The organism is Flavobacterium rhamnosi (genome assembly GCF_048286515.1).
Taxonomy (GTDB): domain Bacteria; phylum Bacteroidota; class Bacteroidia; order Flavobacteriales; family Flavobacteriaceae; genus Flavobacterium.
On the sequence record NZ_JBLVPS010000005.1, the window covers coordinates 244384 to 258220 of the forward strand.

Here is a 13837-nt window from a genome sequence, read left to right on the forward strand (position 1 = left end):
CAAATATGATTTAATAAAAATTCTAAAGTATTATATATTTTTTATCAATAGTTGTATAATTATCACTTTTACGCTATTGATCTAGGGATGAAATGAAACCTAAATTTGCATAAAGTTGGTATCAATCCACGAATTCTTTATCGTCAAAATGATTTTTCATAATTGAAATTCCTTTTTGCAAAAGCAAATTATTAGGATAAATAATCTTTTCTCCTTCATTGGTTTTTAAGTACACATGGAAAGCACCGATATCTTCAACTTCTGCTTCAAAAGGAAAATCTTTATCATGAATTCGTATTACATCACCAATTTTAAACGGAAAAGAAAAAAAAAGAATAATACCAGAGGTAATGTTGCTTAAAATAGACCATTGCGCAAACATGGCAACACCTACGACAGTTGTAATTGAGGAAAGTGCAATAAAAATATCTTTAGTCTGCACTCCCCAAATTATTATTAAAGCAGTTACTACCAGGATATTAATAAACAAATGTATGTATTTGATTACTAAATTGGTGCGATGCTCAATGCTATGGCTTGATTTTGCATACTGTCGTACCAATTTGGTAGAAATAATTCGTAATAAAATCAACAAAAGAAACAGAATTCCTGTGGCAATTAGTTCTTTTGTATATTGGGTAAAGAAAGACATATCCATAATTTTAATTAAGCTAATTTACTCAAATATTCGTAAACTTTATCCGTTGGCATACCCATCACATTAGCATAGGAACCTTCAATTTTTGAAACGCCTATAAAGCCAATCCATTCCTGAATCCCATAAGCACCTGCTTTGTCATAGGGTTTATAGTTTTCTAAGTAATAGCGAATGGATTCGTCGGTTAATTCATTGAAAGTGACTTTGGTTATTTCGTGCAATAAATCAATTTTTTCATTGGTTTTAAAGCAAACTGAAGTAATCACCTCATGTGTTGTATTTGATAAAGATTTCAGAATTTCAAAGGCGTCTTGCTCGTCTTTTGGTTTACCCAGTGCTTTGCTGTTATGCCAGACAATGGTGTCGCTTGTGATAAGAATTTCATTGGTTTGCAATTCACCCTCAAAAGCACTTGCTTTCAATTCTGCTAAATAATTAGTGATTTGGGCAGCCTCTAACTCCGGAGGATAAACCTCTTCAATTTCTTTTAGTCTAATTTCAAAGTCTAAATCTAAATCTTTAAAGAATTGCTGACGTCTTGGTGATCCTGAAGCCAGAATCAAGGTGTATTTTTTTAATTTATTTCTAAGCATTATGTTTCATATTTATAGTAATAACAGCAATAGATATAATCCCGAAAAGAAGAATCCACTTAAGAAGTAAGCTCAATTTGTGAAAGTCCTTTTTAGTTTTTGCTGTCCAAATTTTCAAAGTAAAAAAAAGAAGTGGTCCCAATACAAAAATAAGGAGATATAGTGTTGCATACTGCAGTTGAAAAAGATAATTATTTATGTAAAAAAGAATTGCCAGAACAGGTATAAAACTTAATGCGAAAACTATTTTTGAAGTTCTACTGATTCCTATAGCAATAGGTAATGTATTCATTCCTTGATTGTAATCTCCATCTACATCTTCTAAGTCTTTTACGATTTCACGAATAAAATTAAGTAGGAAAGTAAAGAGTGCGTAATCTAAAAGGATTGAAAAAACAATAGCCATTTTTTGTTGATTGCTTTCAAATGTTACCGGATACAAATCAAAAACACCAATGATTATAACACTAAATGAAAGTAATAAAGCAACTATACTGTTGCCAATAAGCATCATTTGTTTTAGGCTAGTTGCGTAAAAATAGAGTGTAGCGGCAATCAAAATAAAAATAGATGCAAAACCAGGTTTAAGTATGACATTCGATAGATAAAAACCAATCGCAACGCCAGCTATAGTAAGTCCAATGTATAGATTATAGGCGTGGGTTTCTGAAATTGTTTTACCTACAATTACGTTTTTGGGTTTATTGATATGATCTGTAGTTTGGTCAAGAATATTATTGATGACATAACCTCCGGCAGCAAGTAACACAGTTGATGCTACCAATAACCCAAATTGCCAGTTGTTTAATGCCAATGGAATATTCTGAAATTCAAAAAAACCGTACCTAAAAATAAGCTGCATAAAAGCAAGCATCAGTAAGTTTTGGTATCGGATGAGTTTTAAAAAGTTCATTGTTTAGGTTGCAATTTTTGAGTGCGGTTAATAGGCAATTGTGTTTTAATCTGAAATCTAATCGTGTTTTCCGTCAAAATAGGCCATCCATTTTCCTTGTGCTTTCATGACTTGTTCAATTACATCACGTGCAGCGCCTTTTCCTCCGTTTTTATGCGAAATATATTTTGAAATGGCTTTAATTTCTGGGCTTGCATCTTGAGGACAGGCAGGTAATCCTACCAATTTCATAACGTGGTAATCGGGAATATCATCGCCCATATACAACACGTGCTCTGGATTTATTTGGTACACATCGGTGTATTCATCAAAGGTTTCCACTTTGTTGGGTGTCCCTAAATGAATGTCGGTAATTCCCAGATTTCTTAGTCTAACCCGAACGCCTTCGTTACTTCCACCGGAAATAATACAAACGTTATAGCCACTTTCTACCGCTGCTTTCATCGCATAACCATCGCGGATATTCATGGTTCGCAGAATCTCTCCTTCATTGGTTACAAAAACGGAGCTATCGGTAAGTACGCCATCAACATCAAAAATAAAAGTGGTGATGTCGTTCATTATTTCTTTATAACTTTTTGCCATTTTGTTGTATAGATTGTGTTAGCGTTTTATAGATTGTTAAGTGATTTTGATTGGATAGAAAGGCTTCATGCGCTTTAATAGTCTCTCTGTCATTCCGTTTTGCAGGTCCTGTTTGTGCTTCTTCGGGAGAGAGAACCATGATTTTATTTGCGGTTTCAGCAATTAAAGGTTTCAGAATTTCGAAAGGGACTTGGTTTTCCAGACAAATCTCCTGACCTATCTGGTACAGGTGATTGGTGAAATTATTGACAAATACAGCTGCAATGTGTAATGCTTTTCGTTGTTCTGAATTGATCGCATAAGTTTTGTCAGAAATTGCTTTTGCCACTTTTTCTAATAATTGATAATCGGTAGCATTTTCGCTTTCCAAACAAATGGGAATAGTTCTAAAATCTACGTCTTTGTTTTTGGTAAAAGTTTGCAATGGATAGAAAACCCCTTTTCGGTTGTTGTCATCCAAAGCATTCAAAGCAACGCTTCCGGAAGTATGAACCACCAAACGATTTTTGAACGGAAGTTTTGAGGAAATCTCTGCAATTGCATCATCGGAAACCGCAATGATATACAAATCAGCTTCTGCTAAAGTATCTAAATCATTTGTAATATGATCTAAATCGAGTAGGTGAGAGACGCTTCCTATTTGTCTTGAAAAAACTTGAACCAATTCGATTTCTGTCCCCAAATTTTGAGGATTTTGAAATGCTGCAATCAAATGTTGCGCTACATTTCCAGAACCAATAATAATTACTTTAGTCATTTGGCAAAATTAGCAAAAAAATATTAAGAGTTTTATTCAAATTTCGGATCGGTTGTAAAACGTAATTAGCGTAGAAATATGCTTTTCTAAGCAAAATGGGAAGACTTAATTTTGGATTAAATTAACAAATGTAGGAATATAGAAGTCAACATTTTTGAGTACTTTTGTGCGACTTTTATAAAACGTAATCCCTTACAAATGGATAAAAAAATATTCTCGATTTTGTTTTCTACACGATTAATGGCCATTCTATTCTTAACTTTTGCAATCGCAATGGGAGCAGGAACTTTCATCGAAAGCAAGTACAACACCGATACAGCCCGAATTCTAGTTTATAACTCCTGGTGGTTTGAGGCTATCATGGTTTTCTTCCTGATTAATTTTATTGGAAATATCAAAAGATACCAATTGTTGAAAAAAGAGAAATGGGCTACTTTATTGCTCCATTTATCTTTTGTTTTTATCCTTTTGGGAGCTTTCGTGACGCGTTATATTAGTTACGAAGGAATGATGCCCATTCGCGAAGGTGCAGCTGAAAATCAGATTTTTTCCGATAAAATCTTTCTTACTCTTTTCGTAGATGGCGAATATAAAGGGGAAATGAAGCGCAGGATTTTTGAAAAACAAGTACTGCTTTCTCCGGCTACTAATAATAATTTCAGTATTTCTGATAAGTTTGCCGATACAGAGTTTGAGGTAAACTATGAAAATTTTATCATGGGGGCTAAAGAGTATATCAAGCCGGATCCTAAAGGAGTTTGGTATTTAAAATTAGTGGAAGCAGGAGATGGTGGACGTGAGGAGCATTTTTTGAAAGATGGTGAAGTGCAAAATATCCACAATGTATTATTTGCTTTGAATAAATATACTGATGGTGCTATAAATATCAATACAAAGGGAAGTAGTTATACCATTCAAACCCCATTTGAAGGTGCGTTTATGCGTATGGCCGATAAATTTCAAGGTAAAGTAACAAAAGACAATAGTCAGCCTTTGATGATGCGTTCGTTGTATACTATTGGTGAAATGCGATTTGTGTTTCCTGATCCAGCGGTAAAAGGTGTAATTGATTATGAATCCAAGAATGATTTTAAAGCTAAGAATTTAGAAGATGCATTAACGGTAAAAATAACCGCCGACGGACAAGAAAAAACAGTTACGGTAGTAGGCTCAAAAGGTAAGATTGGAGACGCCAAAACAGTAAAAATAGGAAAGAATGATTACACTTTATTTTACGGTAGTAAAGCCTATATCCTACCTTTCAAGATAAAATTGAATGATTTTATTGCAGAGAAATATCCTGGGACCGAGAAAAGTTATTCCTCATTTGAAAGTCAAGTGACGGTTCAGGATTCCGTTAAACCTTTCGATGCCAGAATATATATGAATAATGTGTTGGATTATAAAGGATATCGCTTTTTCCAATCGGGATTTGATCCAGACGAAAAAGGAACAATATTGTCTGTAAATCATGATTTTTGGGGGACCTGCATTACGTACGCTGGTTATTTTATGTTGTTTTTTGCCATGATGGCGATTATGTTTACGAAGCATTCTCGTTTTGCTGATGTAAAAAGAAAACTGGAAGTAGTTAAAACTAAAAAAGCAAAACTGCTGACCATTTTAGTTTTGTTATTCAGTTTCAATAGCTTTGCACAAGAAAAAGAGCACAATCATGCGGATCATGAAGGACATGCTCATACGGAAGCCGAAGAAGCACCGGCAACCCATGCAAATCATACTAAAAAAGTATTAAGTCAAACGGAATTAGATGAGCTTATCAGTAAATATAAAGTTCCTGAAGTGCATGCGGAAAAATTTGGAAGGTTAATTATTCAGGATGCTGGTGGAAGAATGAAACCAATCAATACTTTTTCTTCTGAATTGTTGCGAAAAGTGAGTCATGATGATACTTACAAAGGAATGAATGCGGACCAAGTGTTTCTATCAATGACACAATATGCCAATTATTGGATAGAAATTCCAATTATCTATATCAAAAGCGGGAATGACAGTATTAGAAAAATTATTGGAATTGATAAAAAAGCAGAATTTGCTCCTTTTGTATCCTTTTTTGATGAAAAGGGGAACTATAAACTCTCTAAGTATTTAGATCAGGCATTCAAATCAGCGAATCCAAACCAATTCGAAAAAGATTTTATTGAAACGGATAAAAAAGTAAATCTAATGGAATCGGCCTTAAGCGGAAGAATATTGAAAATTTTTCCAATTCCGGATGATAAAAACAATAAATGGATTTCCTATTTGGAATTAAATGAAGCTGGATTAAAAGGAATGGAAGCAACGTACACCAAAAATGTATTGCCTTTGTATTTTGGTTCTTTGGCTAACGCTTCAACTTCGAACGAATATAAAACTGCGGATGAGTTACTGGAAAGCATTAATGGTTTTCAAAAAAGATTTGGTAGTAAAGTAAGACCAAGCGAAGAAAAAATAACATCAGAAGTGTTGTATAACAAATACGATGTTTTTAAAAAATTACCGTACTGGTATATTTTTGCTTCTATTTTAATGCTGCTGTTTACAATTCTTAAAATCTTCAAAGAGCGAAAGGTATTGCATTATCTTGTTAATTTTATGCATGTAATAGTAGGTTTATTATTTGCATTGCACACTTTCGGTTTGATCGCACGATGGTATATATCGGGTCACGCACCTTGGAGTAATGCATATGAATCTATTATTTATGTGGCTTGGGCAACGATGTTCTTTGGTTTGGCTTTCGACATAAAATCGAAACTTACCGTTGCTTCTTCAGCTTTTGTGACCGCGATGATCTTGGCGGCGGCTTATATGAACTGGATTGACCCGGAAATTGCCAATTTACAGCCTGTTTTGAACTCGTACTGGTTGATGATTCACGTTGCGGTAATTGTGGCCAGTTATGGTCCGTTTGCATTGGGAATGATTTTAGGAGCGGTTTCGCTACTACTGATTTTGTTTACAAATGAAAAAAACAAAGCCAAAATGGATTTGAATATTCAAGAAATAACATATATCAACGAATTGTCTTTGACCATAGGTTTAATCATGCTTACCATTGGGAATTTCCTTGGTGGACAATGGGCTAATGAAAGTTGGGGACGTTACTGGGGATGGGATCCAAAAGAAACTTGGGCATTAATCAGTATTATGGTGTATGCTTTTGTTATTCATGCTCGATTTGTTCCATCTTTAAGAGGGAAATGGATTTTTAACCTGATGAGTATGTTTGCCTTTATATCTATTTTGTTTACCTATTATGGAGTGAACTTTCATCTAGTAGGATTACATTCTTATGCGAGTGGGGAAGCTCATTCCTTAAACTGGATATGGTATTCATTAGGAGTAATAACTTTATTTGGAGCTATTACGTATCCAAAATACAAAAAGTATTATAAGAAATAGGATTTAATTATTTCCATCATAAAGGTTCAACTTCTGTTGAGCCTTTTTTTATTCTTCAACTTCTACTTTTGTCATTTTGTAATATTCCAACGGAGATACACCTGAAATTTCTTTAAAACTTGTAAAAAAGGGATTGTAGGAAGTAAATCCAACTTTTTTGGATAATGAATCTAAGGTGTTATTCTTTAGGTAATTCAGTTCGATGTGCTTAATGGCATCATGAATACGGATTACTTTTTTATATTCGGAAAAAGAGATAGTCGAATGGTATTTAAATAAGTAAGAGAGGTGGCTTTTTGGAATATTTAATTTATTAGCTAGATCAGTAATGGTCATTTTTGAATTTCTAAATAGTTCAAATTTGAATGAAATGGTTTCAATTTCCTTGATATAGTCAAGAATATTTTGATCTATTTTTTCTTTCAGAATTAAATGTTGGCTATTATTTAATTCTATGGTAGGAGCCATATTCCAAATGTTATTTAATACTAAGCAGACATTTCTATTTTCACTTATTTTTTTTTGAAGTGCATTATATCCATAAAGAATTTCGGGAGAAATTAATATTTTTAGTATAATAGTTAGCCAAATAATCGCTGATATCCACTGATAACTATGTCCTTTGATACTTTCATTATAGTACATTTCTATAAAGATGGATACAAAGAGTCTGAATGTTGTTAAAGAGAGAGCAATAAATAAAAAAAATGTCCAATTATTAATTAATTTATGATGCCTTTCATTTATTTTGATTTCACCTTTTCTATTCCAAATATTATTTTTTAATATTCGAAAACATAAAATAACATACACAGAAGCGAAAATAAAAAACAGTGTATATAAAATAACTTCGAGTCGTATAGAATAGAAATAGAAATTGTTATGCAGTATCATGAAAAAGAAAAAGGATATTGGGAAGATGAAATGTAACAGTTCTTTTTTATCAAACGTTGTCTTATTCACAGCCAAATCTTTAAAATAGAGATAACAAATAGGGATAACCACTATTGATAAGTTTGAATATTTAAAATAAGTACTTCTAAAAGAGAGATCAAAAATAAAATACGTTAAGCCAGATAAAAAAAAACGTAATGAAATTATAACAATTAACAAAATGATATATAAATTCATTATTTTATTAGATCTATAATTTGTAAAAACTAATAGGGTGGTAATTATACCGATTAAGCCGGTAATAATGAAAAGTAAATTTGTAGCCATTTATTTAATTTTTACAAGTCTAAAAGTACATTATTTTTAAAACAGTTAGACGGTTTAGTTACTAAAAATTGAAAATTTGCTACACGGTATTCTTAAATCAGAGTTTCGTTAAAAATTAATTACTTATAAAAATATTCCTTTTATGGATTGATTAGAAGGTCTATCCATTTCACTTCATTTCGATTTCATGGTTACTAAAAACTGCAAAGTTCTTACTGATTAGACTTAATTACGTTTAAAGGCAAATTTTACCGATGAAATACAATATTTATTGTTAAATTCGTATTAAAATAAATTTTATGAGGTACTTACTTATATTTTTTACCATGACTTTTCATGGACAAGTTTTACATCATGAAATGCTTTCCTCGCAAGGAATTTCTAGAAAGATGCCAGGTGGTTCGATTATCACGCAGACTATCGGACAACAGTCTATAATTGGTACATCAAGTAACAATTATTTAGTTATGCAAGGATTTCAGCAAAGTGTTTGGGGAAGATATATTTCATCAAACTTATCAGATGGTATAACAGCCACAACTTATCCTAATCCATTTGTTCAGACTGTTAATCTTGAATTTTCAAAACCAATTTTTGACTTTATCAATGTAAATGTTTTTGACATTAGCGGGCATTTGATATATGAAGAAAAGAAAAAAGCAAATAATAACATTTTGACTATTGATTTACCACTATTACCAAGTGGAGAATATCTGGTTCGACTAAATGCAACTAACTTCAATTTTTTTACTAAAATTATAAAACGATGATAAAAAACTACTTTCTGCTTACTATTTCGATTACTACACACCAAATGGTTTTAAAAGAAAATTATCTCAACTGGAAATAATTTTATCGAAATCTTATGGAATTTCTAAGATTTCAGGTATAGTATCCCATTACTTATTTTGGTTTTTTAATATTGATTATTTTTTTTTGTAAACGTTAGAATTGCATTGGCGTTACAGAATAAATAAGATCATTTTAATACCTGTCATATATAATAATGGTTCATTTTCACCATCAATTTATTTAAATTATGAAAAAAATAATTTTACTCTTTATACTTTTTTTAGCTACAAAAAGTTTTGCTCAGACCAATGGAATTACGTATCAAGCCGTAATTTTAAATCCAAGTGGAGCGCAATCATCAAGTACAAATAATTTAAATCTGCCTTTAGTTGATAAAGAAGTTTGTTTGTCCTTTGAATTCTTCGATGAGTATTCAAAATTGGAATATCAAGAGCTTATTCAGACTAAAACGGATCAATATGGAATGGTTAATTTGGTAATAGGGACTGGATCACAAATTGACGGTTATGCCACTTCTTTTGAAACAATTTTATGGGATTCCTTAAAGAAAAGTTTAGTAGTCGCTATAAATACGAATGGGAACTGTTCTTCATTTACGGAAATTAGCAATCAACCGTTTACCTATGTTCCTTTTGCCTATTCAGCGAAGAATGCTACAAATGTTATTGGGGTTGTATCTATTGAAAATGGAGGAACGAATGCAACGACTCTTCTGGATGCAAAAAAGAATTTGGGTATTGAAAATGTTGATAACACAAGTGATTTAGATAAGCCTCTTAGTTTGGCGGAAGTAAATGCATTGAGTTCAAAAGAAGATGGTTCAAATAAAAGCTCAGACATTGTTATAGATGGTAATTCTGATATAAAATACCCAAGTGTAAAAGCTGTTAAATCCTATCTTGATGCTAATGTGTCAACAAATAATGCAGCCTTAAAATTTGAAATAGCACGAGCTAAATCTGCTGAAGGCATTTTAACTTCTGATTTACTTACTGAAGCCACAATTAGAGCTGCTAATGATACTAAATTGGGTACAGATTTATCTAGTGAAGTTCTCAGATCTACAACTGCCGAAGGAGTTTTGGCTACAGATATCGGATTAGAAAAAGCTACAAGAACAGCCGCTGATATTACTTTACAAACCAATATTGATTTAGCCAATACTGCTTTACAAACGAATAGTACTACTTTACAAACCAATATTGATTCTAATAAAACGGCCGCTGCTATTGCTATTGCGGGAGTTCAATCTGCTGTTGATGCTAATAATATGGCAAGTGATTTAGCTGATACTACTTTACAAACTAGTATTGATTCTAATAAAACAGCCACTGATACCGCTATTGCGGGAGTTCAGTCGGATGTTGATACCAATAAAACGGCAAGCGATTTAGCCGATACTACTTTACAAACCACTATTGATTCTAGTAAAACGGCTACAGATACTGCTATTGCAGGGGTTCAATCGGCTGTTGATACTAATAAAGTGGCAAGCGATTTAGCAGAGACTAATTTACAAGCCACTATTGATTCTAACAAAACGGCTACTGATACCGCTATCGCAGGAGTTCAATCTGATGTTGATACTAATAAAACCGCTACTGATACCGCTATTACAGGAGTTCAGTTGGATGTTGACGCTAATAAAGCGGCAAGTGATTTAGCTGATACTACTTTACAAGCTAATATTGATACCAATAAAACCGCTACTGATACCGCTATTGCGGGAGTTCAGTCGGATGTTGATACCAATAAAATGGCAAGTGATTTAGCCGATACTACTTTACAAACTAATATTGATTCTAATAAAACGGCCATTGATAGCGCTATCGCAGGAGTTCAATCTGATGTTGACGCTAATAAAGCGGCAAGTGATTTAGCTGATACTGCTTTACAAACGAAGATTGATTCTAATAAAACGGCCATTGATAGCGCGATCGCAGGAGTTCAGTCGGATGTTGATACCAATAAAACGGCAAGCGATTTAGCCGATACTACTTTACAAACCACTATTGATTCTAGTAAAACGGCTACAGATACTGCTATTGCAGGGGTTCAATCGGCTGTTGATACTAATAAAGTGGCAAGCGATTTAGCAGAGACTACTTTACAAGCCACTATTGATTCCAACAAAACGGCTACTGATACCGCTATCGCAGGAGTTCAATCTGATGTTGATACTAATAAAACTGCTACTGATACCGCTATTACGGGAGTTCAGTTGGATGTTGACGCTAATAAAGCGGCAAGTGATTTAGCTGATACTACTTTACAAGCTAATATTGATACCAATAAAACCGCTACTGATACCGCTATTGCGGGAGTTCAGTCGGATGTTGATACCAATAAAATGGCAAGTGATTTAGCCGATACTACTTTACAAACTAATATTGATTCTAATAAAACGGCCATTGATAGCGCTATCGCAGGAGTTCAATCTGATGTTGACGCTAATAAAGCGGCAAGTGATTTAGCTGATACTGCTTTACAAACGAAGATTGATTCTAATAAAACGGCCATTGATAGCGCGATCGCAGGAGTTCAATCTGATGTTGATACTAATAAAGCGGCAAGTGATTTAGCCGATACTGCTTTACAAACGAATATTGATTCTAATAAAACGGCCATTGATAGCGCTATCGCAGGAGTTCAATCTGATGTTGATACTAATAAAGCGACAAGTGATTTAGCCGATACTACTTTACAAGCTAATATTGATTCCAATAAAACGGCCACGGATACCGCTATTGCGGGAGTTCAGTCGGATGTTGATACTAATAAAGCGACAAGTGATTTAGCCGATACTACTTTACAAGATAATATAGATTCCAATAAAACGGCCACTGATACCGCTATTGCAGGGGTTCAGTCGGATGTTGATACTAATAAAGCGGCAAGTGATTTAGCTGATACTACATTACAAACCACTATTGATACCAATAAAACAGCAAGTGATTTAGCCGATACTACTTTACAAACCACTATTGATTCCAATAAAACGACTACTGATACCGCTATTGCGGGAGTTCAATCTGATGTTGATACTAATAAAGCGACAAGTGATTTAGCTGATACTACTTTACAAGCTACTATTGATTCTAATAAAACGGCCGCTGCTATTGCTATTGCGGGAGTTCAATCTGCTGTTGATGCTAATAATATGGCAAGTGATTTAGCTGATACTACTTTACAAACTAGTATTGATTCTAATAAAACAGCCACTGATACCGCTATTGCGGGAGTTCAGTCGGATGTTGATACCAATAAAACGGCAAGCGATTTAGCCGATACTACTTTACAAACCACTATTGATTCTAGTAAAACGGCTACAGATACTGCTATTGCAGGGGTTCAATCGGCTGTTGATACTAATAAAGTGGCAAGCGATTTAGCAGAGACTACTTTACAAGCCACTATTGATTCTAACAAAACGGCTACTGATACCGCTATCGCAGGAGTTCAATCTGATGTTGATACTAATAAAACCGCTACTGATACCGCTATTACGGGAGTTCAGTTGGATGTTGACGCTAATAAAGCGGCAAGTGATTTAGCTGATACTACTTTACAAGCGGATATTGATAACAATAAAACCGCTACTGATACCGCTATTGCGGGAGTTCAGTCGGATGTTGATACCAATAAAATGGCAAGTGATTTAGCCGATACTACTTTACAAACTAATATTGATTCTAATAAAACGGCCACTGATACCGCTATTGCGGGAGTTCAATCTGATGTTGATACTAATAAAGCGACAAGTGATTTAGCTGATACTACTTTACAAGCTAATATTGATACCAATAAAACGGCCACTGATACTTCTATTTCGGGGGTTCAATCTGATGTTGATACTAATAAAGCGACAAGTGATTTAGCTGATACTACTTTACAAGCTAATATTGATACCAATAAAACGGCCACTGATACTGCTATTGCGGGTGTTCAATCTGATGTTGATACTAATAAAGCAACAAGTGATTTAGCTGATACTACTTTACAAGCTAATATTGATACCAATAAAACGGCCACTGATACCGCTATTGCAGGGGTTCAGTCTGACGTTGATACCAATAAAGCGGCAAGTGATTTAGCTGATACTACTTTACAAGCTAATATTGATACCAATAAAACGGCTACAGATAGCGCTATTGCAGGTGTTCAGTCGGATGTTGATGCTAATAAAGCAGCAAGCGATTTAGCTGATACTACTTTACAAGCTAATATTGATACCAATAAAACGGCCACTGATACCGCTATTGCGGGAGTTCAGTCGGATGTTGATGCTAATAAAGCGACAAGTGATTTAGCGGAGACTACTTTACAAGCTAATATTGATACCAATAAAACCGCAAGTGATTTAGCCGATACTACTTTACAAACCACTATTGATACCAATAAAACCGCTACTGATAGCGCTATTGCGGGAGTTCAGTCGGATGTTGATGCTAATAAAGCGGCAAGCGATTCAGCCGATACTACTTTCCAAGCCACTATTGATTCCAATAAAACCGCTACTGATACCGCTATTGCGGGAGTTCAGTCGGATGTTGATGCTAATAAAGCGACAAGTGATTTAGCGGAGACTACTTTACAAGCCACTATTGATTCCAATAAAACCGCAAGTGATTTAGCCGATACTACTTTACAAACCACTATTGATACCAATAAAACGACTACTGATACCGCTATTGCAGGAGTTCAGTCGGATGTTGATGCTAATAAAGCGGCAAGTGATTTAGCAGAGACTAATTTACAAGCTACTATTGATACCAATAAAACCGCTACTGATAGCGCTATTGCGGGAGTTCAGTCGGATGTTGATGCTAATAAAGCGGCAAGCGATTCAGCCGATACTACTTTACAAGCCACTATTGATTCCAATAAAA

General features: G+C 34.1%; 9 protein-coding genes. 3 read left to right on the forward strand and 6 right to left on the reverse strand.

Features of this window, described 5'->3' with window-relative positions; genetic code table 11:
- Positions 1-121 precede the first annotated feature (121 nt).
- From ACNQGN_RS06575 to ACNQGN_RS06595, 5 genes are read right to left on the reverse strand one after another with little or no spacing between them, the layout of a single operon-like run.
- Complete coding sequence (locus ACNQGN_RS06575) at positions 122-652, reverse strand: mechanosensitive ion channel domain-containing protein (RefSeq protein ID WP_417987045.1); 531 nt, start codon at positions 650-652, stop codon at positions 122-124.
- Positions 653-666: 14 nt separating this feature from the next.
- Positions 667-1251, reverse strand: coding sequence for a Maf-like protein (locus tag ACNQGN_RS06580; RefSeq protein ID WP_417987046.1), 585 nt, complete (start codon positions 1249-1251; stop codon positions 667-669).
- Positions 1244-2164: a geranylgeranylglycerol-phosphate geranylgeranyltransferase gene (locus tag ACNQGN_RS06585; RefSeq protein ID WP_417987047.1), complete on the reverse strand. Its 921-nt coding sequence runs from the start codon at positions 2162-2164 to the stop codon at positions 1244-1246. Before ACNQGN_RS06585 ends, ACNQGN_RS06580 begins: the two co-directional genes overlap by 8 nt.
- 57 nt (positions 2165-2221) lie before the next feature.
- On the reverse strand, positions 2222-2749 hold the full coding sequence (locus tag ACNQGN_RS06590; protein WP_417987048.1) for a KdsC family phosphatase: 528 nt from the start codon (positions 2747-2749) through the stop codon (positions 2222-2224).
- Complete coding sequence (locus ACNQGN_RS06595) at positions 2733-3506, reverse strand: Rossmann-like and DUF2520 domain-containing protein (RefSeq protein WP_417987049.1); 774 nt, start codon at positions 3504-3506, stop codon at positions 2733-2735. Before ACNQGN_RS06595 ends, ACNQGN_RS06590 begins: the two co-directional genes overlap by 17 nt.
- A gap of 198 nt (positions 3507-3704) precedes the next feature.
- Here ACNQGN_RS06595 and ACNQGN_RS06600 point away from each other — a divergent pair, with 198 nt between their 5' ends.
- A complete protein-coding gene (locus tag ACNQGN_RS06600; RefSeq protein ID WP_417987050.1) occupies positions 3705-6914 on the forward strand; it encodes a cytochrome c biogenesis protein CcsA in 3210 nt (1069 codons plus the stop codon).
- A gap of 48 nt (positions 6915-6962) precedes the next feature.
- Here the strand turns inward: ACNQGN_RS06600 and ACNQGN_RS06605 are convergent, their stop codons facing one another.
- Positions 6963-8135, reverse strand: coding sequence for a helix-turn-helix domain-containing protein (locus tag ACNQGN_RS06605; RefSeq protein WP_417987051.1), 1173 nt, complete (start codon positions 8133-8135; stop codon positions 6963-6965).
- Between the two features lie 299 nt (positions 8136-8434).
- Between ACNQGN_RS06605 and ACNQGN_RS06610 the strand changes: the two genes are divergently transcribed.
- Both ACNQGN_RS06610 and ACNQGN_RS06615 read left to right on the forward strand, forming a co-directional pair.
- Complete coding sequence (locus tag ACNQGN_RS06610; protein ID WP_417987052.1) at positions 8435-8905, forward strand: T9SS type A sorting domain-containing protein; 471 nt, start codon at positions 8435-8437, stop codon at positions 8903-8905.
- Positions 8906-9174: 269 nt separating this feature from the next.
- Positions 9175-13837 (forward strand): beta strand repeat-containing protein (locus tag ACNQGN_RS06615; RefSeq protein WP_417987053.1); only part of this gene is annotated, 4663 nt, incomplete at its 3' end.

Coding starts and splice junctions, on each gene's coding strand:
- ACNQGN_RS06595 (WP_417987049.1), bottom strand. CDS start 3,506: ATGACTAAAGTAATTATTATTGGTTCTGGAAATGTAGCGCAACATTTG.
- ACNQGN_RS06585 (WP_417987047.1), bottom strand. CDS start 2,164: ATGAACTTTTTAAAACTCATCCGATACCAAAACTTACTGATGCTTGCT.
- ACNQGN_RS06575 (WP_417987045.1), bottom strand. CDS start 652: ATGTCTTTCTTTACCCAATATACAAAAGAACTAATTGCCACAGGAATT.
- ACNQGN_RS06600 (WP_417987050.1), top strand. CDS start 3,705: ATGGATAAAAAAATATTCTCGATTTTGTTTTCTACACGATTAATGGCC.
- ACNQGN_RS06610 (WP_417987052.1), top strand. CDS start 8,435: ATGAGGTACTTACTTATATTTTTTACCATGACTTTTCATGGACAAGTT.
- ACNQGN_RS06605 (WP_417987051.1), bottom strand. CDS start 8,135: ATGGCTACAAATTTACTTTTCATTATTACCGGCTTAATCGGTATAATT.
- ACNQGN_RS06580 (WP_417987046.1), bottom strand. CDS start 1,251: ATGCTTAGAAATAAATTAAAAAAATACACCTTGATTCTGGCTTCAGGA.
- ACNQGN_RS06590 (WP_417987048.1), bottom strand. CDS start 2,749: ATGGCAAAAAGTTATAAAGAAATAATGAACGACATCACCACTTTTATT.